This is a genomic window from Chryseobacterium cupriresistens (assembly GCF_046614675.1).
GTDB lineage: Bacteria > Bacteroidota > Bacteroidia > Flavobacteriales > Weeksellaceae > Chryseobacterium > Chryseobacterium cupriresistens.
Genome location: NZ_JBKKJT010000001.1, coordinates 1,093,587 through 1,118,403, shown reverse-complemented (window position 1 = coordinate 1,118,403; position 24,817 = coordinate 1,093,587). Strand labels below are relative to the sequence as shown.

At 37.5% G+C, this 24,817-nt stretch carries 17 protein-coding genes; 10 read left to right on the top strand and 7 right to left on the bottom strand.

What is annotated here, in order from left to right; all coding sequences use genetic code 11:
* Positions 1-112: 112 nt before the first annotated feature.
* Both ACLI50_RS05145 and ACLI50_RS05140 read right to left on the bottom strand, forming a co-directional pair.
* A complete protein-coding gene (locus tag ACLI50_RS05145) occupies positions 113-901 on the bottom strand; it encodes an NUDIX hydrolase (protein ID WP_110008647.1) in 789 nt (262 codons plus the stop codon).
* A gap of 16 nt (positions 902-917) precedes the next feature.
* A complete protein-coding gene (locus ACLI50_RS05140; protein ID WP_343644038.1) occupies positions 918-2,102 on the bottom strand; it encodes an MFS transporter in 1,185 nt (394 codons plus the stop codon).
* Between the two features lie 176 nt (positions 2,103-2,278).
* On the opposite strand from ACLI50_RS05140, the gene ACLI50_RS05135 reads away from it, so the two are divergent.
* The 6 genes from ACLI50_RS05135 to ACLI50_RS05110 all read left to right on the top strand — a co-directional run bounded on the left by ACLI50_RS05135 (position 2,279) and on the right by ACLI50_RS05110 (position 12,812).
* Positions 2,279-5,200, top strand: a complete 2,922-nt coding sequence (locus ACLI50_RS05135) for a SusC/RagA family TonB-linked outer membrane protein (RefSeq protein WP_411413298.1) — start codon at positions 2,279-2,281, stop codon at positions 5,198-5,200.
* A gap of 11 nt (positions 5,201-5,211) precedes the next feature.
* Complete coding sequence (locus ACLI50_RS05130) at positions 5,212-6,771, top strand: RagB/SusD family nutrient uptake outer membrane protein (RefSeq protein ID WP_395973339.1); 1,560 nt, start codon at positions 5,212-5,214, stop codon at positions 6,769-6,771.
* Between the two features lie 3 nt (positions 6,772-6,774).
* Complete coding sequence (locus ACLI50_RS05125; RefSeq protein WP_411413297.1) at positions 6,775-8,199, top strand: glycoside hydrolase family 30 protein; 1,425 nt, start codon at positions 6,775-6,777, stop codon at positions 8,197-8,199.
* Between the two features lie 9 nt (positions 8,200-8,208).
* Complete coding sequence (gene bglX / locus ACLI50_RS05120) at positions 8,209-10,431, top strand: beta-glucosidase BglX (protein ID WP_395973343.1); 2,223 nt, start codon at positions 8,209-8,211, stop codon at positions 10,429-10,431.
* A 91-nt stretch (positions 10,432-10,522) separates the two neighbouring features.
* The gene (locus tag ACLI50_RS05115; RefSeq protein ID WP_395973345.1) at positions 10,523-11,332 is read left to right on the top strand and encodes a glycoside hydrolase family 16 protein; all 810 of its coding nucleotides are present in this window, start codon (positions 10,523-10,525) and stop codon (positions 11,330-11,332) included.
* 40 nt (positions 11,333-11,372) lie between these two features.
* Entirely contained in the window at positions 11,373-12,812 is a 1,440-nt protein-coding gene (locus tag ACLI50_RS05110; RefSeq protein ID WP_202842681.1) for a glycoside hydrolase family 30 protein, read from the top strand.
* Between the two features lie 143 nt (positions 12,813-12,955).
* Here ACLI50_RS05110 and ACLI50_RS05105 read toward each other — a convergent pair whose 3' ends face one another.
* On the bottom strand, positions 12,956-13,768 hold the full coding sequence (locus tag ACLI50_RS05105; protein ID WP_202842680.1) for an enoyl-ACP reductase FabI: 813 nt from the start codon (positions 13,766-13,768) through the stop codon (positions 12,956-12,958).
* Positions 13,769-13,888: 120 nt separating this feature from the next.
* Positions 13,889-14,188 carry a hypothetical protein gene (locus ACLI50_RS05100; RefSeq protein WP_114821904.1) on the bottom strand — a complete coding sequence of 100 codons (300 nt, stop codon included), beginning with the start codon at positions 14,186-14,188 and terminating at the stop codon, positions 13,889-13,891.
* Between the two features lie 139 nt (positions 14,189-14,327).
* Between ACLI50_RS05100 and ACLI50_RS05095 the strand changes: the two genes are divergently transcribed.
* Both ACLI50_RS05095 and ACLI50_RS05090 read left to right on the top strand, forming a co-directional pair.
* The gene (locus tag ACLI50_RS05095) at positions 14,328-14,885 is read left to right on the top strand and encodes a DNA-3-methyladenine glycosylase I (protein WP_411413296.1); all 558 of its coding nucleotides are present in this window, start codon (positions 14,328-14,330) and stop codon (positions 14,883-14,885) included.
* A gap of 148 nt (positions 14,886-15,033) precedes the next feature.
* The gene (locus ACLI50_RS05090) at positions 15,034-15,795 is read left to right on the top strand and encodes an NAD-binding protein (protein ID WP_343643082.1); all 762 of its coding nucleotides are present in this window, start codon (positions 15,034-15,036) and stop codon (positions 15,793-15,795) included.
* A gap of 320 nt (positions 15,796-16,115) precedes the next feature.
* On the opposite strand, the gene ACLI50_RS05085 is transcribed toward ACLI50_RS05090, so the two are convergent.
* Together ACLI50_RS05085 and ACLI50_RS05080 are read right to left on the bottom strand one after the other, a co-directional pair.
* Complete coding sequence (locus ACLI50_RS05085) at positions 16,116-16,970, bottom strand: nucleoside phosphorylase (RefSeq protein ID WP_343643083.1); 855 nt, start codon at positions 16,968-16,970, stop codon at positions 16,116-16,118.
* A gap of 21 nt (positions 16,971-16,991) precedes the next feature.
* On the bottom strand, positions 16,992-17,477 hold the full coding sequence (locus tag ACLI50_RS05080; RefSeq protein WP_330746173.1) for a hypothetical protein: 486 nt from the start codon (positions 17,475-17,477) through the stop codon (positions 16,992-16,994).
* Between the two features lie 228 nt (positions 17,478-17,705).
* Here ACLI50_RS05080 and ACLI50_RS05075 point away from each other — a divergent pair, with 228 nt between their 5' ends.
* On the top strand, positions 17,706-19,535 hold the full coding sequence (locus ACLI50_RS05075; protein ID WP_411413295.1) for a cytochrome-c peroxidase: 1,830 nt from the start codon (positions 17,706-17,708) through the stop codon (positions 19,533-19,535).
* Between the two features lie 215 nt (positions 19,536-19,750).
* On the opposite strand, the gene ACLI50_RS05070 is transcribed toward ACLI50_RS05075, so the two are convergent.
* Entirely contained in the window at positions 19,751-20,161 is a 411-nt protein-coding gene (locus ACLI50_RS05070; protein ID WP_411413294.1) for an XRE family transcriptional regulator, read from the bottom strand.
* 493 nt (positions 20,162-20,654) lie between these two features.
* On the opposite strand from ACLI50_RS05070, the gene ACLI50_RS05065 reads away from it, so the two are divergent.
* Positions 20,655-24,713, top strand: coding sequence for a LamG-like jellyroll fold domain-containing protein (locus ACLI50_RS05065; protein WP_411413293.1), 4,059 nt, complete (start codon positions 20,655-20,657; stop codon positions 24,711-24,713).
* Positions 24,714-24,817 lie beyond the last annotated feature (104 nt).

The window sequence follows — 24,817 nt, the reverse complement described above, 5'->3', positions numbered from 1 at the left end:
TAAAAGTAACATTTTTCGTGATGTTCTGAAAATTTTTTTAAAAACTTGTTTTACTATTGATTTTCAGGGGGCTACTGCTACTTTGTTGATAATTTGAGTTAAATTTATATTTTTATGATTCCTCATCATTAGAGATGGGATACTGATTGGTAGAATTATGAACTTTAGTTTTAAATTTATACAGATAAGGAGCTTTATTGGCCGAGCCGTCATAGAGTTTTTCCATTCTGTCCAGAATATTTAAACTTAAAATTTTCCGCTGAAAATTATTTCTTCTGAATTTCTGTCCTAAAATAGTTTCATAAAGAGCCTGAAGATCTTTCATGGTAAATTTTTCAGGAAGCAGGTTACTTGCTGCAACCTCTGTATTGATATTCATTCTCAGGTATTCAAGACCTGTCTCTATAATTCTGTCGTGGTCGAATGCCATTTTAGGCAGGTTGTTGACTTCAAACCATTCACAGCTTTCATTGAAAGCATCAGGGAAAGTATCAGCCAGTGAAAAATCAATGAGGCTGCAGTAACCTACTGTAACAAAACGCTGGAATATCCAGTGATCTTCAGGAACGGTTATTCCTTTATTTTTAAGAAGGATCTGATGTACATTATTCTCCGTACGGTCTATTCTTCCAAAGGTGTGAAACTGTTTCAAAAATAATCCTTTAAGATGGGTTCTTTCAAACAAAACCCTTTCAGCAGCTTCTCTCAGGTCCTCATCATTAAAAACAAAACCACCCGGAAGTGACCATAGATCCAGATCATGATATTTTAAAAGCAAAACTTTCAGAATGTTATTATGAAAGCCGAATATGGTGCAGTCAACGGAAATATGCGCTACGAAATCTTTCGTGTCAATGAGTTCCTGTAGCGTTTCTTTACTTTTTGTGTCTTTAATTTTCATGGCAGTAAAAATAAAACTATTTTCTATTTGTGACAGTAAAATATATAAAACTAATCACAAAAAGCAGAATTACAGAAGATAAGATGTATAATGGATAATAATTCAACAGCTGTTTTTCAAATAAAACAGCCATAATGATAGAGCTTACAGAGCTGCCCAGAGAAGAAAAAATAACAATAAGCGAGGTGAAAAGATTAATCTTGTCTTTATCCACCTGTGCAATCATTTTTGAGTTGATTACAGGGTAGAGGGGGGAAAGAAACAAACCAATAACCGGAAATAAAAAAAGTAAATAGCTGGAATCCTCCGAATCAAAATACTGTATCCCCAGTATAATAATCAGTAAGGTGATAATAAGAGCCATACATGTAATATAATATCTGGGCAATGAAAACCTTTTGATGATATTGGCAGTAACCGTTCGTCCGGCATAAGAAAAGACGGATAGAAAAGAAGTGGCCTGAAGCGCAAAAAAAGAATTGACCTTTAAATGGTTTTTATAAAAAGAAGGAAGCCATGAATTGAATCCCTGCTCTACAAAGACGATAAAAAAGATCACTCCTAAAAATAAAGCTACCGTAGGTGTGGTAAACCCGGAAAGTTCTGAGAGAATGCTTTTGTTTTCCATAGGCCTGGAATCTGCTACTTCTATCTTTGACAGCAGAAAAATGGTAAATGCTGATAATAAAGCAATCATCAGGAAACCAAACTTCCAGAATTCCGAGTACTGGCTGGAAATTATCCACCCAAAACCGGTATTAACCACGAAAATTCCGATCATAAAAGAGGCTTCTACATTATTCATGGTCTTTGCCAGGGATTTTTCATCCGAAATATTATTCCTGATAATTCCAAAAACACAGATTTTACCAATAGCGAAACAGGCTCCTATAATCGCAAACCACAGTTTATAAAACCAGAAAACCTTTACAAAAGGAAGAAGGCAGGAACAGAATCCAACAATGGCCAATGCAAGGATTAATGCCTTTTTAGGTCCTGTCTTATTGATAAAGCTCACTGCAAAAAGCGAGATAAAAGCAATGGGTAGATCTTTAAAAGATTCTAAAAACCCCAGTTCTCCGTAGGTGATTTTCTCTTCAGACAGCTGCAAAATCACCAATCCCATACAGTTTAAAACCATTGAAAAAATGAGAAAGGTAAGTTTTAACGGAAGAGAAATTTTGGATGGCTTGGTGGTCATTTTGGGAGATGAATTTATTAATTTTTTATGATATTTTATGAAATATTGATGCGAAGATAGGGCTTCTAACCCTGAAAAATAAAAGAAAAATTAAAATTTTTATGAATAGAATGTTAATTAATTGAAAAAAAATATATTTTTATTGTCTCAATTTGAGAATTAAACAATAACTGTATATGAATGTAAGAATATCAAGAAGCGTAGGAGTGGTTGCCGTCCTCTATTTTACGGCCAACTTCAGTGCCCAGACCACCAAGTCGAAGGACACAATTGCGAAAGAAAACAAAATAGACGAAGTGGTAGTCATCGGTTACGGTACTCAGAAAAAGAGTAATGTAACGGGAGCTATTGCGAGTATTAAAGCCAGCGACATTGAAAACATACCGGCAGGTAAGCCTGAACAGGTATTGCAAGGTAGAGCTGCAGGGGTTTCTGTTGTTACGAATTCGGGACAGCCTGGTGCTGCTGCTACTGTACGTGTAAGAGGGATTACCAGTTTTGGAGCTGGAAGCAACAGCCCATTGTGGGTAGTAGATGGTATTGTGGTAGACAATATCGGATGGCTTAACCAATCGGATATAGAAAGTATAGAAGTGCTAAAGGACGGAGCATCATCTGCAATCTATGGAGTCTCTGCAGCAAAAGGAGTAATCCTGGTGACAACCAAAAAAGGGAAGAGAGGAAAACTTAGTCTTTCTTATAACGGGTTTTATGGTTTCTCAAATGCATCCAAAAAACTGGATCTCTTAGATGCTACACAATATGCCAAAATTATTAATGAAGGTTTTGTTAATGACGGAAAGGCACCCAGATTTTCTAATCCTGAATCATTTGGGAAAGGTACCAACTGGCAGGATGCTATTTTCGGAACCGGTGAAAAATCGTCTCACGAAGTAAGTATTACCGGAGGGAATGAAAAATCCACCTACTATACCTCTTTCGGATATTTTGATCAGACTGGTATTGTAATGAGTGATATTTCTTATTACAAAAGAATCAATGCAAGATTTAACTCAACCCATAAAGTTACAGATTACCTGACCATAGGGCAAACTTTTGCGTATACCCATGTGAAGTCTCAGGGAGTAAGTGCAAACGAAGAATTTGGAGGACCGTTGGCTTCAGCAGTAAACCTGGATCCTATCACTCCGGTTGTCGTGACAGATTGGTCAATGGTAGATTCGGACGGTTATAAAAGTCCTTATATCATCCGTGATTCTGAAGGCCGTCCATATGGAATTTCCCCATATGTAAATAACGAGATGACCAATCCGCAGGCTTTCCGTCACATACAACAAGGCAATTATAACTGGTCTGATGATTTTGTGGGGAATGTTTTTGCAGAACTCAAGTTTCTTGATCACTTTACATTCAAAACAAGTTTAAATGGTAAAAAATCCTATTGGGGAAGCCGCTCCTTTACACCGAAATATTATTTAAGCCCAAATTTTAATAATACCGGTTTTAACAGTTTGAATAAGGTGGATGAAAATAAGTTCGAATGGAGCATGGAAAATACATTGACCTATCAGAATAAGTTTGGTGATCACAATATCAATATTATGGTTGGACAGGGTGTTTACCGATACAACATTGCCGGCGGTGCCAGTTTGACTTACAGTAACCTTCCTATTGATAACTGGCAGGATGCTTCCTTCAACTTTGATATTCCCAGGGAAAATATTACAGCAAAAGGATGGGACGGTATCGAGACCCGTAAAGCATCTTATTTTGGTAGAATCATTTATGATTATGCAGATAAATACTTATTTACAGGTACAATCCGTAGAGACGGTTCTTCAAAATTTGCTACCAACCAGCACTGGGGAACTTTCCCGTCTATGTCACTGGGATGGAACGTTCATAAAGAAAACTTCTGGCCGGAGAACAATGTCGTTAATAACTTAAAATTAAGAGGAGGTTACGGAGTGTTAGGGAATGATGAAATGGATAACTTCAGATTTGCAAGTTTCATGGTTTCCGGTAGTAATTATACCAACTCCAGTAATAATATTATCATTGGTTATGCGAAAAGTACTCTGGAAAACCCTAATCTGAAATGGGAACAGACCAGCCAGCTGAATATTGCTGCAGATCTGAAATTATTCAACAATTTTACCCTTACAGCAGACTGGTACAAAAAGAAGACTACTGATATTCTCAGACAAATCAATATCCCAGGTTATGTAGGAGTTCCTGTTTCACCTTGGGCAAATGTAGGAGATATGGAAAACTCAGGTGTTGAACTTGAATTAGGCTACAAGAAAAATTGGGAAGATTTCAGCATTTCGGTTAATGGTAACTTCGCAACCATAAAAAATAAAGTTCTTAGACTAGAGGATGATATTGAATACTTCAACCTGGCTTCTTTCCAGACCATGGGAGCGGTTTCCAGAGTAGCAGTAGGGCAGCCCTACGGATCATTTTACGGACAAACATATAGTGGGGTTTTCCAGAATCAGGCACAAATTGACAATTATGTAAATGCCAATGGTGTAAAATTATTACCCGATGCAAAACCTGGGGACTTTATCTGGCAGGATAATAATGGAGATGGTAAAATTGATGACAATGATAAAGTAAACTTAGGAAGCTCTATCCCAAAATATACTTTCGGACTTACCGTGAATATGAGCTATAAGAATTTTGATCTGATGATGTTTGCGCAAGGACAGGCTGGTAACAAGATTTTCCAGGGGTTAAGAAGATTGGATTTGCCTGATGCCAACTACCAGACAAGAATCTTAGACAGATGGACAGGTGAGGGATCTACCAATGATAATCCGAGACTTACCCGCACTGATTCTAACCACAACTATTCATGGATGTCTAATTATTACCTTCAGAAAGGAGATTATGTGCGTCTGAAAATTGTTCAGTTAGGGTATACCATTCCTCAGGATGTTACCCAACGTTTTGGAATGAGTAAAGTAAGACTGTATATCACAGGAGAAAACCTGCTTACCTTCACAAAGTATACAGGATATGATCCGGAAATTGCAGGGAGAAATAACTCTGAGCAGGACATTATCGGGGTAGACAGAGCTTACTATCCACAAGCCAGAACATTCCTTATAGGAGCTAATATTCAATTTTAATGACCAACAAAATGAAAAATAAGAATTTTATATATAAAGGACTTGCCGTTGCGTTTCTGACAGGTCTGAGTTTTACCAATATCGGTTGTAGTGATTCCTATCTGGATGATGTAAAGAATTCAGGATCTTTTAATACAGATTTGTATTTTCAGAATGAGCAGCAGTCTTTCAGCGCATTGATTTCCGTATATGATCCTCTAAGAAAGTATTCGGCTGGATTTGAAAATACCGTTACCTTCTTTAATGCAGGATCTGATGATTTTTATTCCGGTGGGGGAAATTCCAATGACGGAGCGGGTATCCAGGGAATGAATAACTATATGATTAACGCCAATACAATGCCTGCCAGCTACTGGAGGGATTACTATCAGGGAGTTGCACGGGCTAATCTTTTGATAGAAAGAGTTCCTGGGGCAAATATGAATGAGGATCTTAAAAAAAGATATATTGCAGAAGCTAAAGTTCTTCGTTCTTTATATTATTTTGAATTACTAAGAATGTTTGGAAATATTCCTTTGATTCTTAATACCATAAAGTTTGATGATGATTACTGGAACGTGCCACAGGCCAAGCCGAGTGATGTGTATGCACAGATAGAAAGCGATATCGTTGCTGCTATTCCCGACCTTATGATGACGCCAAGTATCAGTGATAAGGGGCGAATCACGCAGGGAACGGCCAGAGCTATATTAGGTAAAATTTATCTTTATGATAAAAAAATGCCTCAGGCAGCCGCACAGTTTGCTGAAGTAAATGGTACGCCTGGAGGAACCAGTCAGTATGGCTACAAACTTGTGACAAATTATGCAGATTTATTTAAAGTTGCATTGGAAACTGACCAGGATCCAAACAAATACAAATTCCCATCAGAATCAATTCTTGAAGTAATGCATACCAATAAAGGAAGTTCTGACTGGGGATTCTGGGGACAGGGAAAAGATGAAGGAAACTCTATCAATGTGATGGTAGGACCTCGTTCTTATTTCTTAAAAGATATCCCGAATAACAATGCTCCGGATATTTATTCAGGTTGGGCATTTAATACTGTAACAGAGAACTTTGTTACTTTTATGCAGGGAGATCCAAGACTGGACGTTACCGTTTTCAATGCAAAAAAACTGGTGACGGAGGGTAAGGTTACTTATACGCCTGCTTTTGCAGATACCGGATACTTCCTTAATAAGTATTTACCTACAAATGCTTTAAAAACATCGCTTCCGGGACCTCCTGAGTTGAATTTCCGTCAGAATTATATTGCTATAAGATTGGCGGATACTTATCTGATGGAGGCAGAAGCATTAGGAGCTTCAGGAGCAAGAGCTCAAGCTTTATTAGATGCGGTAAGAGCAAGAGTTGGGTTACCATCAGTTCCTGTTTCTTTACAGGCTATTAAAGATGAAAGAAGAAGAGAGCTTGCCGGAGAAGGACACAGATGGTTTGACCTTGTAAGATGGGGAGATGCTCCATCAATACTTGCATTCAAAGGATTTAAAGCCAATAAAAATGAAATTCTTCCAATTCCTTTCAATGAATTGCCGAATACAGCTTTAAAACAAAATCCTGGTTACTAAAATATGAAGTTTCACAACTTATATAGTTTCTTTAGAGGTGCCGCACTGCTTAGTGGTGTGGCCCTTTTTTCTTTATCATGTACTTCAGTGGCTTCCAATAAAGGAAATGAGGTGCAGTACTGGCTTACCAAAGGGGATGAAAGTGTAAAATTACAACAGCAGACTTCCGTTAAATTTGCAAATACTACCAACAGCTTTCAGAATATTGAAATTGATGATACTCAAAAGTTTCAATATATTGATGGCTTTGGCTATACATTAACAGGAGGAAGTGTTGAGGTAATCAACCGGTTGTCGCCTTCCAAAAGAAAAGCACTGCTTAACGAACTTTTTGGAAACGATAAAAATTCAATATCCATCAGCTATTTAAGACTGAGTATTGGCGCTTCCGATCTTGATGGAGAAGTATTCTCGTACGATGATCTGCCTGAAGGACAGACTGATCCTTCGCTTTCAAAATTCAGTCTGGCAAAAGACAACGCTTTGATTGGGATGTTGAAGGAAATTTTAGCAATCAATCCTTCCATTAAAATCATTGCTGCCCCGTGGTCTCCTCCGGTTTGGATGAAAGACAACGGTAAATCAAAAGGAGGAAGTTTAAAACCTGAATTCTATGGAACGTATGCTCAATATTTTGTAAAATACATCCAGGGAATGAAAAAAGAAGGGATCACCATTGATGCCGTAACGCCTCAGAATGAACCTTTACATCCCGGAAATAATCCAAGTTTGTATATGCCGTCTGAGCAGCAGGGAGATTTTATTAAGAACCATCTTGGTCCGGTTTTTAAAGCCAACGGAATCACTACTAAAATTGTTGTGTATGATCACAATTGCAACAAACCTGAATATGCTCTTGATATTTTAAAAGATTCTGAAGCTGGCAAATATATAGACGGATCTGCTTTTCACCTTTACGAAGGCGATATTTCTGCATTAAGTACAGTACATAATGCTTTTCCGGATAAGAATTTATACTTTACTGAACAATGGACAGGTTCAAAAGGCACTTTTACCGAAGACCTGAACTGGCATACGAAAAATGTTATCATAGGCTCTATGAGAAACTGGAGCAAAATAGCTCTAGAATGGAATCTAGCCAACGATCCAAAATTTGCCCCTCATACAGATGGCGGATGTACGGAGTGTAAAGGAGCCATAACAGTTTCTGATCGTGAAAACTTCACCAGAAATGTTTCTTACTATATCATTGCACACGCTTCAAAATTTATTCCGGCGGGATCTCAGCGTATCGCTTCCACTCAGACGGATAAGCTTTCAACGGCTGCCTTTAAGACTCAATTTGGGAAAATAGTTTTAATTGTGCAGAACGATAATCAGGCAGATGAAAATTTTAATATTAAATTTGCCGGGAAAACCGCTGCTGTAACAATTTCGGGACGTTCTACAGCAACCTATATTTTTTAATTTGATACTATGAAAAGAGTTTATTTCTTACTGGCATTTTCTGCATTGGGATTGAATGCTTACGGACAGAAGACCATTGATCAGAAAGTAGCGGAGCTATTGTCTAAAATGACTTTGGAAGAAAAAGTAGGGCAGATGGTTCAGTACAGTGGTTTTGAATATGCTACAGGACCCCAGCAATCCAATTCCGCGGCTGTTTTGGAAGAAATCAGGAAGGGAAAAGTAGGTTCTATGCTGAATGTTGCAGGATCAGAGGAAACCAGAGCTTTTCAGAAACTGGCGATGCAGTCAAGGCTGAAAATTCCTTTACTGTTCGGGCAGGATGTTATTCACGGATATCGTACCACATTCCCTGTCAATCTCGGACAGGCGGCAAGTTGGGATCTGGCCATGATTGAAAAGTCAGAAAGAATTGCTGCTACAGAAGCTGCCGCTTACGGTATTCACTGGACGTTTGCTCCGATGGTGGATATTGCCAGAGATCCGAGATGGGGAAGAGTAATGGAAGGTTCAGGAGAAGATACTTACCTTGGAACAAAAATAGGACTGGCAAGAATTAAAGGATTTCAGGGTAGAGGTCTGGGAAGTCTTGATGCAGTGATGGCCTGTGCCAAACATTTCGCGGCATATGGAGCTGCTGTAGGCGGAAGAGATTACAATTCTGTAGATATGAGTCTCAGACAATTGAATGAAACTTATCTTCCTCCTTTCAAAGCCGCTGCGGAGGCAGGAGTAGCCACTTTTATGAACTCCTTCAATGATATTAACGGAATTCCAGCAACGGCCAACCAATATATACAGAGAAACCTCTTAAAAGGAAAATGGAATTATAAAGGTTTTGTGGTGTCAGACTGGGGAAGCATCGGGGAAATGGTTCCTCACGGTTATGCCAAAGATGGAGCTGAAGCTGCTGAAAGAGCAATACAGGGTGGAAGTGATATGGATATGGAAAGCCGTGTGTATATGGCAGAGCTTCCAAAACTGGTGAAAGAAGGAAAAATAGATGCAAAACTTGTAGATGATGCAGCGGGTAGAATTTTAACCAAGAAATTCGAAATGGGACTTTTCGATGATCCTTACAGATTCAGCAATGAAAAAAGACAAAAAGAACAGACCGATAATCAGGAAAACAGAAAATTTGGAAGAGAATTCGGTTCTAAAAGTATTGTTCTTCTTAAAAACCAGGGAAATATTCTTCCGCTTTCAAAAAGTACAAAAACAGTTGCGCTGATTGGTCCTTTCGGGAAAGAAACGGTAGCGAATCACGGTTTCTGGTCTGTTGCTTTCAAAGATGATAATAAAAGAATCGTTTCTCAATTTGACGGAATTAAAAACCAGCTGGATAAAAACGCTACTTTATTATATGCAAAAGGCTGCAATGTTGACGATCAGGATAAAAGCCAGTTTGCCGAAGCAGTAGAAACAGCGAAAAAAGCAGATGTTGTCATCATGACGCTGGGTGAAGGCCATGCGATGAGCGGAGAAGCAAAAAGCAGAAGTAATATTGGTTTTACAGGTGTTCAGGAAGATTTATTGAAAGAAATTGCCAAAACAGGTAAGCCCATCATTCTGATGATCAATGCCGGAAGGCCTCTGATTTTCAACTGGGCATCAGACAATATTCCTGCCATTATGTATACATGGTGGCTGGGAACAGAAGCAGGAAACTCTATTGCAGATGTTTTGTTCGGGACAGTGAATCCCGGTGGAAAGCTTCCAATGACTTTCCCAAGAACAGAAGGGCAGATTCCTGTGTACTACAATCATTACAATACAGGAAGACCTGCAAAAAATAATACAGACAGAAACTATGTTTCCGCGTATATAGATCTTGATAATGATCCCAAATACCCATTTGGATATGGTTTAAGCTATACGGATTTCAAATATTCTGATATGGTTTTAAATTCCACAAACCTTACAGGAAATCAGACCTTGAATATCAGCGTTACGGTTTCCAACACAGGAAAATATGACGGAGAAGAAGTGGTACAGCTGTATATCAGGGATCTTTTCGGGAAAGTAGTCAGACCGGTAAAAGAATTGAAAGGCTTCCAGAAAGTATTCATCAAAAAAGGAGAAAGCAAAAAGATCGATTTTAAACTGACTCCCGAAGATCTGAAATTCTATGATGATAACTTGAATTTTGATTGGGAAGGCGGGGAATTTGACATTATGGTCGGGACGGATTCTCAACATGTTCAGACCAAAAGAATCACCTGGACAAAATAAATTGAATTCAATTCAATAAGAGTGGGCTTTAGCCCGCTTAATCAAAAGTCAGAAAAAAATGGCTTTAGCCAAAACTTAAATCTACTTATGTATGAATCTCAAAGCTAAAAATATCATCAAAATATGCGCAGCAGGAATTTTTTTCCTTACTGTTTTGAATTGCGCTTCGCAAAAACCTGAAGCCCGCAGAACGCTGATATGGAGTGATGAGTTTAACGGTAAAGGGCTACCTGATTCATCAAAATGGAATTACGATGTAGGAGGAGGAGGTTTTGGAAATGAAGAAGCTCAGTTTTATACCAAAAACAGACCTGAGAATGTCAGAATGGAAAAGGGAAACCTTATCATTGAAGCCAGAAAAGAAAATTGGGAAAATAATAAATACACTTCTGCCAGGCTTTTAACCAAAGGAAAATTTGCCTTTCAGTATGGAACAGTAGAAGTTAGAGCAAAGCTTCCCAAAGGACGTGGAACATGGCCTGCCATCTGGATGATGAGTGAAAATATGAAGAAATGGCCGGATGACGGTGAACTGGATATTATGGAACATGTAGGATACAATCAGGGATTTATACATGCTTCTGTTCACACCAAAAAATACAACCATATCCAGGGAACACAGAAAACAGATACCTTGTTTGTAAAAGATGCCAGCGAAAAATTCCATGTCTATAAGGCAGACTGGACTCCTGAAAAGATTGATGTTTATGTAGATGATAAAAAATTTTTCACGTATGTGAACAGAGAGAAAAACGATGAAGCATGGCCTTTTGACAGACCTTACTTTATCATTTTAAATCTGGCAGTAGGTGGATTTTGGGGTGGGAAAGAAGGCATTGATGATGCTGTATTTCCACAGAAGTATTATATAGACTACGTAAGAGTCTATCAAAATAAATAATGAAAATGAGGACCAGAAGGGTCCGGAAACAGAAAAAATCATGAGAAAATTAATTGTAAGTTGTTTTGTAGTAGGCGTTTTCATCAATGTTAATGCTCAGAATTACTGGAAGAAGAATGCAGGAAAAACAGCTAAAGTAATCCTTACCAACTCGAAAGTGAATGAGAAGATGGCGGATAAAGGAACCGTTACATTTGAACAGTTCGGACAGCCTAAAGAAACTGAGGCCTGTATTTTTGTGGCTCCCCGTTTTAAATATCAGAAACTGATAGGAATCGGAGGTGCTATTACAGACGCTTCAGCAGAGACTTTTTATAAAATGCCAAAGAATAAGCAGAAAGAAATTCTGGATGCTTATTTCGGAAAAAACGGATTGGGATACACAGTGGTTCGTACCAATATGAATTCCTGTGATTTCTCCAGCGATTCGTATACCTATGTAGAGGATAATGATACTTCTCTGAAGACATTTAACGTTGTTCATGATGAGAAGTATAAAATTCCGATGATTAAAGAAGCTCAGAAAGCCATTGGTAATAACTTCACATTCTATTTCTCGCCTTGGAGCCCGCCAGCCTGGATGAAATCCAACAAAAGTTTGTACAAAGGAGGAAGATTGGAAAATCAATACTACCAGACATGGGCAGATTATTATATCAAATTCATCAAAGAATACGAAAAGAGAGGAATCAACATCTGGGGGTTAACCGTTCAGAATGAACCAATGGCTACCCAAAGCTGGGAATCATGCATCTATACTGCCGAAGAAGAAGGAGAATTCCTGAAAAAGAACCTGGGGCCAACGCTTTGGAAAAACGGTTACAAAGATAAAAAAGTTATGATCTGGGACCACAACAGAGACCTTATTTATCAAAGAGCAACCACTACATTAAGTGATCCTGAAACCTCAAAATATGCCAGCGGTATTGGGTATCACTGGTATGAAACATGGAATAATAAAACGCAGCTTTTTGACAATCTGGCAGAAACACACAGAGCATTTCCTGATAAATTCCTGGCTTTTACGGAAGGATGTAAAGAACAGTTCAATATGGATAAAATCTATGATGTAAGTCTGGGGGAACTTTACAGCAAAAATATGCTGAACGATTTTAACAAAGGAAATGCTTTATGGACTGACTGGAATATTCTATTGGATGAAACCGGAGGACCTAACCATAAGGGAAACTTCTGCTTTGCCCCGATTATTGCAGATACCAAAACCGGTGAGGTTTTCTATACCTATGAATACTATTATATAGGCCATGTTTCAAAATATATCAAACCCAATGCGCAGAGAATCGGAAGCTCTTCCAACAGAGCAGCGCTTACATCTTCTGCTTTTATGAATGAAAACGGCCAGCTGGTAACCGTTATCATGAACGATTCAGACAATGATATTGAAACGAATCTATGGATAGAAGGTATGGCTGCCAAACTGAATGCTCCTGCGCACTCTATACAGACCGTAATTTTGTAATATCATATTAATATTATTTTTGACAGATCCGGCGGCCTCAAAGAGGCCGCCGGATTTTTATTTGTCTTCAGATGATAAAAATAGAAAACCCATGAAAAAACTTCATGGGTCTTATGTATTGTAAATGAAACTTTATCAGTTCATTATTTTTCAGCGTCATATTTACTGATCACTTTCTGAGTAACTCCTGAGCTGCTGAAACCTCCGTCATGGAACAGGTTCTGCATCGTTACCTTTTTAGTAAGATCAGAGAATAACGTTACACAGTAGTCTGCACATTCAAGAGCAGTAGCATTTCCCAGTGGAGACATATCTTCTGCATATCCAAGGAATCCTCCGAAACCTTTCACACCGCTTCCGGCAGTAGTCATTGTAGGAGACTGAGAAACTGTATTTACACGTACTTTTCTTTCTCCCCAGTAGTTTCCGAAAGTTCTTGCAATACTTTCAAGGTACGCTTTGTTATCAGACATATCGTTGTAATCCGGGAATGTTCTCTGAGCTGCAATATAAGTAAGCGCCAAAATGCTTCCCCATTCGTTCATACAGTCTTTTTCCCATGCTACACGCATTACTTTATGGAAAGAAACAGCGGAAATATCCCAGCCTTTTTCCAACCAGTCGTAATTCATTTCTGTATAGTGTTTTCCTTTTCTTACGTTGATAGACATACCGATAGAGTGAAGGATAAAGTCGATTTTTCCAAATTTTGCAACAGCGGCATCAAAAAGTTTTTCAAGATCTTCTACAGAAGTAGCATCAGCACCTATTACTTCAGAACCTGTTTTTTCTGCTAAACCATTAAGTTCTCCCATTCTTAATGCTATAGGAGCATTAGATAAGATAAATTCAGCACCTTCCTCATGGCATCTTTCAGCAACTTTCCATGCGATAGATTGTTCATTAAGGGCTCCAAAAATAATTCCCTTTTTGCCTTTAAGTAAACCGTATGACATAATTTTTTAATGTTTATTATAATACAAATGTAACAATAATTGTGCTTATGGCATAATAAAAAATGGAGCCTTATCAATTTAAGACTCCATTTTATTGAAAATATTTATATGACTGAAATACTAATTGGTTTTCTTATTCCATTCTGCCTTTACATCTTCCGCCGCATCTTTGGTTTTTTCCCATGCCTCATCTGCTTTATCCTTAATATCTTCCCAAGCATCGGATACATTAGCTTTTACCCTGTCTAGCCAGTCTTCCTGGCTGGCTTCCTGATCATTATTCCTTTTCTCATTAATATAATCTTTAGCCTTATCTGCCAATTCATCGATTTTCCATTTGGCTTTGTCCGTTGCATTCTGTAAAGAATTTTCTACATTATTTACTGCATTTTCCGCTTTGTTGTACTCTGAATTGTTCATAATAGTATAAATTTTAATTTGGTATGAATAATTAAACAATAACCATTCCTAAAACTGAAGGTCATTGTTAAACTTTTCATAATATTTTGTTATACTTTTCAAAATCAATAGTAACTTTAACCTGTAAAATATGATAATTATGGAAAAAATCCGGTGTGGCTGGTGCGAAAAAGATGATCTCTACAGAAAGTATCATGATGAAGAGTGGGGAAGACCTGTTTATGATGATGAAACAATATTTGAGTTCCTGATTCTGGAGAGCTTTCAGGCCGGCTTGAGCTGGTACACTATTTTATCTAAAAGGGAAAATTTCAGAAAAGCCTTTGACCATTTTGATTATAAAAAAGTAGCAGCATACTCTGACAAAAAGATTGAAGAATTCATGAACAACCCCGGAATTATAAGAAACAGGCTTAAAATTCTGGCAGCAGTTACCAATGCTCAGAGATTTATGGATGTTCAGAAAGAATTTGGAAGCTTTTCCCAATATATCTGGGATTTTATCGATGGGAAACCCATTGATAACAATCCGGAGAAATTGTCTGAAGTTCCTGCTACGACAGAGATTTCTGACCGTATTTCTAAAGACCTTAAAAAGAGAGGATTCAAATTTGTTGGTTCTACAGTAGTTTATGCCCATATGCAGGCCACCGGAATGGTTAATGATCACGTAAGGGATTGCTTTACAAGGAAATAAATGTAGGATGTTAACTTTAATAACGTTTTACACAAAATACCCTTTAAAATAATTGCAAAATATAAAAACCCTGAAAGGTTTATCAATACCCTGTTTCATAACTTATTGATATTTTTGTAGGATTAAAAATGAAAACCCCTGTTGAAATATGAAGAAAATAGGAATTATAGGCTATGGCTGGCTGGGAGAGAGACTTGCATCTTCCTTATCCGGAAAATATAACCTGTCCGCAACGACCACTACAGAAAATAAAGCAGAAGATCTCAATAATAGAGGAATCAATGCTGTAATAGCTTCTTTCCCGGACTATCAGTTGACAGAACCTCTTTCCCAATGGCAGGAAATTAAAAATATGGATGTCTTGATTATTACCATTCCTGTCTCTGAGAAAAGCTGTTGTGTAAGTTCTTTGTATAACAGAATTCAAAATTTATCAGCTTTTATCGGTGATTTTAAAGGACAGATGTTTCTGATGAGCTCTACAGGTGTTTATCCGGATGTATCCAAAGACTTTACAGAGGAAGACATTCCATTAGTGAGCGTATCAGGGGAAAGAATGCTTAGAAATAAATATCCTCAGCTGAATATTCTGAGACTTGGAGGGCTGATGGGAGATAACAGGCTTTTAAAAAATTATAATGTGAGCAATCTGGACCATGCGGTAAATCATATTCATTATGCTGATATCAGCGGGATTATCTCAGAAATGATTGAACAGAAAACTGAATCAAAACTTTATAATGTTACGGCTCCTATTCATCCGGCAAAAAGCCAGGTGATCAATGCGCAGAAAAATATTGCAGATGACGAAGTATTGGAGGTAAAAGGAAAAAAGGTTCTGTCATCAAAGCTGGTTTCAGAACTGGATTATGTATTTCAGCATCCGGATCCGAGAACATTTCATTTGTAACCATGGTATTTGTATCATTGATTATTGGCCTTTAACCTATTTTACTTACAAGATTTCCATTGACAACTCTGTCGTTCCGCAGGAATCTCTTCTATATTTGGATCTCTACGGAATGAGAAAGGTGAGTGGTAATTTTATTCATCATGAAAAAAAATATTTTCAGCAAGATACAATTCAATAGCAACGGGTTAACATCCTGAGCGTAGACGAAGGGAGCCCGTTTTCAAAAAAGATAAAATTCCATCGGCTTTAGCCAAAATCTAATAAAAAACCTCCGGAAAAAGTTTCCGGAGGTTTTGTGTTTATTATTAATAAAGTAATTATTTAATAATTCTTTCCAATACCCATTCAATAAGGTTTTTCTCGGAAGCATGGTGGTCCGCAGAGAACTCACCGCGTCTTCTGTTGGCAATAACGTTATTCACGGTAATGGCTTTGTGCCCTAATAATTTTGAAAGGGCATAGATTGCAGAAGTTTCCATCTCAAAATTGGTAATTCCAAGATCATTCAGCGTTTCCAGGAATTGATCATCTACCGCTTTCAAACGAAGCTGTCTTCCCTGTGGAGCATAGAATCCCGGGAATGTTGCCGTATTTCCGTGGTATTTGGCATCTTTATAATATTCACCCATTTCTTCCGCCCAGTCTGAGAAATAAAGCATCGGCTTGATTTTTTCGTAAGGGAATTTTTCCATGAAGCTTTTAGAAAAATCATTTTCGAAGTTGTAATCCTGGTAGAAATGCATCAGCCCGTCTAATCCAACTACATTTTGAGTCACCAGCATATTGTCAACCTGTACATCAGGGTTTACACTTCCACAGGTTCCCATACGGAAAAGTTCAAGAGTTTTGTGCTCAGTTTTAAATTCTTTGTTCTGAAGATCAATGTTCACCAAAGCGTCCAGTTCGTTCATCACGATATCGATGTTTTCAGTTCCGATCCCTGTAGACATCACGGTGATTCTTTCTCCACGAAGCGTTCCTGTATGCGTATAGAATTCTCTTTTATTTTTCTTGATTTCTACGGTATCAAAGTATTTTGAAACCTTTGCCACTCTGTCCGGATCACCCACAAGGATAATTTTGTCAGCGATATCTTCAGGTAAAAGATTCAGGTGGTATACACTTCCGTCTTCATTCAGAACAAGTTCCGAGGCAGCAAGTTTGTTTAGCATAATATGTATATTTTTTGTTTTTTAATTAATCATAATGGCTTCTTTATAAGGAGATGCCATCACCTCGTAGATGTCATTGTATTCTTCTACAATTCTTTTCTGGCCGTTCATTACTTCATATACGGTAACAACGGTTTTTTCAATATTTTTAGGATCTTTCCTCTGTGAAGTGATTTCATAGAAGTGATCGTCTTTTTTAAGAATAGAAATCAGTTCTTCCTTTGTTGAATTGTTGGAAGTCATCATTCCCGGAAACTCCGTAACAATGTCTTTCAGGTCAGAATAATTTTTATAAGGCTTGGTTACCCCATTGGAATGTACATAGACATTGGGAATATTTTTATCTTTTTCCAGGCGGACCAAATAATAATCAGAACCTCTTTTCTCAGCATAAACAGCCATTTCCTGTTTCTTTTCAGGTTGTTTTTCCTGCTGCTTTTTCTTTTGGGAAAATGCTGCCACAGAAAGGAAACTTGCTGCCACAGCAAACCATAGTTTTGTTTTCATACTCCTATTTAGTTTTTTTGATGTGTTGAATTTAATGTAAAAAATCCTCTCCCAATAATCTTCCGCCATTATTTTCCGGTATTTTGAAGAACCGTTCTCTTTAGAATAATGAATTTGATTTCGGGGTTTAAAATTAGTGAAAAATATAATATCAGAAATATAAACATTATTTAATCTCTTATTAAAACTCAGATAACATCAGATGAATAGTTTTGCAGCTAAAAATTCATGAGATCTTATCCACTGCTTATAATCATCCTTCTGACAGGATTTGCAGTAATGTCCTTTAATCCTGTTTATAAAGGAAAAGAAAGCGAAAATACATTTATCAATAAAGGGTTGTCCGACTTTAAAACCAATCTTGAACAGCTGAAATCAGATGTTGATAAGTTCTCTGAAGACCGTATTTCCCTGGAAGAGCTGCAAAAATCACTAAGCAGAACAAGAAATTCATTTAAAGAAGTTGAATTCTATATCGCTTATCATTATCCTGAATTTACCAAAACCCATCTTAATGCAGCGCCATTGTTTCACATCGAAGCAGCAGGAACTTCCGCCTATACACTTCCTCCCGAAGGATTGCAGGTACTGGATGAACTGATATTTTCCGACGAAGCAATACATGAAAAAGAAAAGATCAAAACCATCACTAACTTTTTGTATAACAGCTATTCCGGGTTTTATTTAAGTGCTTTAAAAAATGGGTTGAGCAAAGGAAATAACAAAACACTGCCTTTACGAATAGAGTTGATCAGGATCTACTCACTGGGTGTTTCAGGTTTTGATACACCAGGATCTTTGAATATTTCCGAAGAAACCAGTCATGCACTTGCAGGAATTCAGAAGTACATTAATGATGATCTTTATTTTAAAAATTATAATACTCAGAAAGCCAATCAGATTTTAACAGAAGCCATCAGTTATCTTTCAAAAAACACCGACTTTGAAACCTTTGACAGGATTGAGTTTTATAAAAAATACGTGCAGCCTTTATATGAAGAACTTGGGAAGTGGGATGGAAGACCGGATGACCTTAAAGAATTTTCAGGCTGGAATGTGGGGAATAAGAACTTTTTCAGCAGTGATTTTTTAGATCCTTATTTTTATACCTTATTGAAATCTTCGGAAGACAGTCCGGAACTCCGAAATCTTGGAAAATCCATTTTCTACGATCAGAACTTAAGTGGTAACGGGAAAATGAGCTGTGCCACATGCCACCTTCAGGAAAACGCTTTTACAGACCTTAAAGCCAGATCACAAAGCAATGTGGAAGGAAAAACGGTTTTGAGGAATTCCCCATCTTTATATAATGCTGTTTTTGCCAGGAGATTTTTCTATGACCTTCGTGCTTTCTATCTTGAACAGCAGGCAGAACATGTTATTTATAATGAGCAGGAATTCAATACCAGCTATGAAAGCATTATCCAGAAATTAAAAACAAAACCTGAGTATAAAAAAGCGTTCCGTACTGCATTTAAAGACGGAAAAATCAGTAAAGAAAACTTCTCCAAAGCATTAAGTTCTTATGTGGCTTCATTGTATTCATTTGACAGCGATTTTGACCGTTTTATGAGGAATGAAAAAAATGTTTCCGATGATGTGAAAAAAGGATTCAACCTCTTTATGGGAAAAGCCAATTGTGCAACCTGCCATTTTGCACCTACCTTTTCCGGATTGGTACCGCCGTTTTTTAATGAAAATGAATCCGAAGTACTGGGAGTAACTACCACGCCGATCAAACAGTTTCCGGTAGAACTTGATCAGGACTTAGGAAGAGGAAACAGCCCGGTGAAAAAAGAAAAGTCATGGATTTATGATTACTCTTTTAAAACCGTGACAGTGAGAAATATCGCACTTACAAAGCCCTATTTCCATAACGGAGCTTTCAACACCCTGGAAGAAGTTCTTGATTTTTATAATGAAGGCGGAGGAGAAGGTTTAGGATTAAAAATGAAAAATCAGACGCTGGCACCCGATAAATTGAACCTCACCGAAGCAGAAATAAAACAGATCATCGCCTTTCTGAATGCTCTTACGGATGTGAGTAAAGCGAAATAGGCGGGATGCGGGGTTTGAGGGTTGGAGCGTGGGAGAGTTTGAGAGTAAGAGTGTAGAGATTCGGGGTTCGGGATTTCGGGTTTGTGAGAACCAGGATTCGGTAGGAATGATAGGTTTTAATAAAAATAGGCTAAATTTTGAAACTTGTGTAAATGTGATCTACGAAGGTTTCAGAATTTAGCCTAAAGTTTTACAGATCGGATCAACCTGTCTGTTTATTTGTTTTGGATCAGCTTTTCCAGCTTATCAATCATTTCCTGCTGTTGTTTTAGCATACGCTCATAAAGTTCAATCATTTTGTCAAGGGGATTGAAAGTGGGTTGATTATTAAAAAAAGCCGGTTGTTGACAATTATCAAAAGAGGCCGTATTAGAAATAATGTTTATCGCTTGTTCTTCATCAAAATTTTCAATTGCTTCTGCAGGAACTTTAAGAATCTGAGCCACCTGAGCGAGAATATTAGATTCTACTGTTTCTTTTTGTTCTAAAAGAGAGATTTTCTTCTGATTCCAGTCGTCACCTAATTCGAAAGCTAAGGCCTCCTGCTTGATACCCAGCATTTCACGGAAACGTTTAATATTTTTGCCTTGATGTATTTTTTTATTTTGCATAGCTGTGTCAATCATAATAACAAATATAAAGTTTTAAGAGATAAGAATAAAACTCGTTTTTAAAATAAATTACCTTCTAAAATATTCTTGTTTCTAAATAAAATTTCTCTTTTCCGACTGGTTTAGCTTACTGAATATGACTTGTTTTGAATCAATTAACAAATTTAATAAAGATAAGTATCCAAGAAGAATATGAAATAATTGTGCCTTACATCACATATCCGAACCCTGAAACCCGTAGTATTTGTTCATTTTCTTTACTATTATCAAATTTCTTTTTCTTTAATTGTTCTTTTTTTACATAAAATGTTCTTAGACTTTTGTATACCTTAAATCTATTGAAGCTTGTCTAGGTGCAAGATAAACAACTGAAGAGCCAATGTTATATATTTTTATTGTATTAATTGAAAATGTAAAATATTAGTAAAATATTCGTATTTTATATAGGTATTATTGTTATTGTTTAAATTTACTTCATTAATATTAATGTAATATTTAAATAATAATAATGATGAAAATAAAACGACTTCTTTTACCTACATTGCTGATCTCAGCACTTTACCATACCCAAAATCTTCCGGCAGCAAGAAACGAGACTGAGGAGGATGAAGACATTGAATACGAATTAAGGCACAAGTCTCAGCCCTGGTTTTCTGAAATGAAAGACAATGCCGATTACTTTAAAGTAAAAGCCAGTTTCGACAAATATTTTGGGAATCACAGATGGGAAAAAAGCAAGCCGAGAAGCATTGGTGAAGACTGGCTAAGAACAAAATTGTTTTATTTGGACAATCAAGGGAAAGTTACCCCAGAACCTTTATTGTTTAATCAACCTAAAGTAAAAAATATTGCCTTATTACCCACACAAACACAAGTTGGTGATTGGACAATAATAGGGCCGGTGAATAGTGCGAGTACAAATTATTCCAACAAGTATAATCACGGAGGGTATGTATTTTTAACCAGGATAGATCCTACCAATGCTCAAAAGATGTTTGTATCCTTCGTAACCGGAGGGCTATGGCGTACCATAGATGGAGGAACGTCCTGGAATCTGGTAGACAATGGTTTTCCTGATTCTAAATATAATGACATTGACGTATGTATTGCCAACCCGCAAACAGTGTATGCATTAAGCAATACCCAGCTCATTAAATCTATAGATGGCGGACTTAACTGGACTGCCACCACGATGACTTCCGCAAACTATTCCGGAAAAGCTTATGATATTGCAGTTTCTCCTTCAAATGCCAATATTGCTGTGGTTCACTGGGGAACCTCATTGTACAGAACGAGTGATGGCGGAAATACCTGGAGTGCCGTTCAAACCGGTCTTCCTGCAGATTATCAGATTGGGGATTCTTCAACGCAGAGTGAATCTTTGGAATGGGATCCGAATGATGAGAATTCGGTTTATTTTGGCAGTTCATCAAACAATAATATTTTCAAAGTTTATAAATCAACTAATAAGGGAGTTAGCTTTACCCAATTAAATTCTACTACCCTGGATACTACTGCCAATGGGCAAATTATTGGCTGGGTTAAAGTCTTTTTGCCCACAAATAATACTTCTTCGTTCTATGTAGCAGCAGGTAGCGGTGCTAATGCTTATGGGCATCAGGCGGTTCATCTTTATAAATTTAATAAGACAACCGGAGCAGTTGAAAATTCCAGAATCAATATGGTTCCCGGTTCCGGAGGAATTAACAGTCTGCATCATGGCGACATACAAATGGACCGTAATGATGAAAATAAGATTGTATATGGAACTTATGGAGTGGATCAAATCAGGATTTCCACAGATAATGGAGTTACCTTTACTACTCCTGCGTCATATACCCATCCTGATATCAGATCCATGGATTTCGTGAACGGAAAATTTGTAACAGGCAGTGATGGGGAAATGGCAGCATCCGGCAATTTGGGAGTCACAATAACTACTTTAACCAACAGTATTGGTAATCATGAGCTTTGGGGTTTCGGAAGTGCTTTCAAAACCAATCTGGTTGCATCGGGAAATAATCATGGCCCCGTAATGATTAAGGAAAGTGCCAATGGTTTTGATTGGTATAACGGAACAGGGGCAGATCAAGGGAATACAGACGTTAATCCGTTAGATGACCGGTATATTTACAGCCAGGGATATAGTAATTACCGGTATTTCAGGACCGGCGTGAATACACTGATTAATGAACCTAATTTTCTGGATTTAGGAGGAATTTATGCTTATTTTAATTCCATAGAATTCCATCCCAATAAATACTATACCATGATTACCCATCATGCAGGTCAATATCCGACAGGCAACCCGAATTTGGCAACATGGAAAAATTCTCTTATTAAAACCGAAGACAACGGAAATAGTATATCTATTGTAAAAACCTTTGGCAATCAGGTATTCAGAGAAAAGATTTCTGCTAAAAATCCCAATGTAATGATTGTTGTTGAAGGTTTAACCAATAATAAACTTTGGAAGACGACAGACGCCGGGCTTACGTGGACTGATATTACCCCTAATACCACGGTAACTTCCGGACAAACCAATATATCAGATATTGCCATTGGAGATGATGATCCAGACAAAATATGGATAACTTACAGCGGTGTTCAGTCTTCATGCAAAGTATTAAAGTCGGGTGACGGAGGAGCAACCTGGACTAATCTCAGTTCTTCTGTACTCACTACTTCTCCTATTACGAAAATTATTTTCCAGAGAGGATCAAACGGCGGTGTGTATGTAGGCAATAAAGCAGGAATATTTTACAGAAATAATGTGATGCAGAATTGGGTAATGCTGGGTAATGGCTTGCCCATGTGTGATGTCCGTTTTATGTTTTTCAATTACAATGAAAATAAATTAAAAATAGGAACATCCAGAGGTGCATTTGAGCATGCTTTATATGAGATAAGTCCTCCCAGTGCTTTAATATCAGTGGGAAATAATAAAATTAGCTGTCCGGCTGCAGAAAAAGTCCAGTTTAAAGATTATTCCGTTGTACATAATGCAAGTGCTACATGGCAATGGAGCTTTCCGGGAGGTACTCCTTCCACTTCCACATTAGAAAACCCATTGGTTTCTTATGCGGGAGCAGCGAACGGAACCTATCCCGTAACTTTAACGGTGACAGATCAATATGGAACAAGCACGCAGACACTCAATAATTTTATCGAAATCAATAATCAATGTGGAACTGGCCAGCCGGACAAAATCCCTGGAAACAGCATAAAACTTACAGGTCAAACCACAGGCGATTATATTAAAGTAGATAACACCAACCTTAATAAAAATTCTTTTACATTCTCTTGCTGGATAAAACCCAACGGTATCCAGACCGATTACAGCGGTGTTTTTATGTCTCAGGATGGCAGTAATCCATTTGGAATGAATTTCAGAGAAGGCAACAACACTATCGGCTTTCACCCGGACTGGAGCTGGTCTTCAGGGTTACAGGCTCCGGTAGGGCAATGGTCACACATCGCATTGGTAAGCAACGGAACGAATGTAAAAATATATGTTAACGGAAAAGAAAGTGTAAATAATACAGCATTACCGTCTGAAGTTTTCAACGTCTTGTTTTTAGGAAGCTATGGAAGAGGTTATACGAACAGATTTACCCAATTGGAAATGGATGAAGTTGCCATCTGGAATAGGCCGCTATCCATTGATGAAATCAGACAATGGAGACACTTGACAAAAAGTATTGCCGGAGATCCTATTTTAAATGGATTGGTGTATTATCTTCAGTTCAATGAATCGGCCGGGAATATTACGGTTAATAAAAACAACTCAGGAACTTTTGCATCCTATCAGGGAACAGGATATACAAGATTAGCTTCAAATGCTCCTGTTTTTGAAGGAGTAAGCGAAAAAATGAATATTACGTCTTCTGGTGTGAAAGATTTTACAGCTTCCGGGATTTCTATGGAGTTTAACTCAGGTACATATCCGAATGGTGATGTATGGATATCAAGAGGTACAATTAATCCGGATCAACTACCAAATACAGATACTAATTTCGGCTTCTATACGATTATAAACAATTATGGGACAAACCTTGCATTTTCACCGCTTGCCTCCTTATCATTTTATAAAAATACAGGATTTGGCAATTATCTGAATCCATCTTCTTACAGTCTCTTCAAAAGAGGGAGCAATGACTTTGGAAGCACCTGGGGAACAAGCGTCGATAATGCAGATCAGGTTTCCGGTACAGGTCTTAACACAAAGGTTACTTTTAACACAAATTTAAATGTAAATTCTTTCAGTCAGTTTTTTCTAACCAATTCTTCTTCTACATTATCCAGAGTTAATTCCGAGGTTGTGAAAAATCAGTTGCCAAGAATTGTTCCCAACCCTTCTGCTCAGGGCACTCCAATCTCAGTCCGCGTACCAAAAGCGTGGGTGGGCTCACAATTAATTATTTATGATATGTCCGGTAAAAAAGTAGCAGAAATATTCAGTTTAAAATCTGAAGAAAACATTATGCTGAACCTTCCTAAGGGATCATATATAGCATCCTATCTATCTAAAACCGATACATCTCGGGAAAAATTCATCATTAAATAAATTTTAAAAACAATATTTGATTTATAGGGTATGTCAGTTGGCATACCTTATTTTTTTGATTGTCCTTTTTCTAAAATTTTATAATCTTAATTAGGATTTCAGAT

Coding starts and splice junctions, on each gene's coding strand:
- bglX (WP_395973343.1), top strand. CDS start 8,209: ATGAAAAGAGTTTATTTCTTACTGGCATTTTCTGCATTGGGATTGAAT.
- ACLI50_RS05105 (WP_202842680.1), bottom strand. CDS start 13,768: ATGTCATACGGTTTACTTAAAGGCAAAAAGGGAATTATTTTTGGAGCC.
- ACLI50_RS05065 (WP_411413293.1), top strand. CDS start 20,655: ATGATGAAAATAAAACGACTTCTTTTACCTACATTGCTGATCTCAGCA.
- ACLI50_RS05130 (WP_395973339.1), top strand. CDS start 5,212: ATGAAAAATAAGAATTTTATATATAAAGGACTTGCCGTTGCGTTTCTG.
- ACLI50_RS05095 (WP_411413296.1), top strand. CDS start 14,328: ATGGAAAAAATCCGGTGTGGCTGGTGCGAAAAAGATGATCTCTACAGA.
- ACLI50_RS05075 (WP_411413295.1), top strand. CDS start 17,706: ATGAGATCTTATCCACTGCTTATAATCATCCTTCTGACAGGATTTGCA.
- ACLI50_RS05090 (WP_343643082.1), top strand. CDS start 15,034: ATGAAGAAAATAGGAATTATAGGCTATGGCTGGCTGGGAGAGAGACTT.
- ACLI50_RS05100 (WP_114821904.1), bottom strand. CDS start 14,188: ATGAACAATTCAGAGTACAACAAAGCGGAAAATGCAGTAAATAATGTA.
- ACLI50_RS05145 (WP_110008647.1), bottom strand. CDS start 901: ATGAAAATTAAAGACACAAAAAGTAAAGAAACGCTACAGGAACTCATT.
- ACLI50_RS05085 (WP_343643083.1), bottom strand. CDS start 16,970: ATGCTAAACAAACTTGCTGCCTCGGAACTTGTTCTGAATGAAGACGGA.
- ACLI50_RS05125 (WP_411413297.1), top strand. CDS start 6,775: ATGAAGTTTCACAACTTATATAGTTTCTTTAGAGGTGCCGCACTGCTT.
- ACLI50_RS05135 (WP_411413298.1), top strand. CDS start 2,279: ATGAATGTAAGAATATCAAGAAGCGTAGGAGTGGTTGCCGTCCTCTAT.
- ACLI50_RS05140 (WP_343644038.1), bottom strand. CDS start 2,102: ATGACCACCAAGCCATCCAAAATTTCTCTTCCGTTAAAACTTACCTTT.
- ACLI50_RS05080 (WP_330746173.1), bottom strand. CDS start 17,477: ATGAAAACAAAACTATGGTTTGCTGTGGCAGCAAGTTTCCTTTCTGTG.
- ACLI50_RS05110 (WP_202842681.1), top strand. CDS start 11,373: ATGAGAAAATTAATTGTAAGTTGTTTTGTAGTAGGCGTTTTCATCAAT.
- ACLI50_RS05115 (WP_395973345.1), top strand. CDS start 10,523: ATGAATCTCAAAGCTAAAAATATCATCAAAATATGCGCAGCAGGAATT.
- ACLI50_RS05070 (WP_411413294.1), bottom strand. CDS start 20,161: ATGATTGACACAGCTATGCAAAATAAAAAAATACATCAAGGCAAAAAT.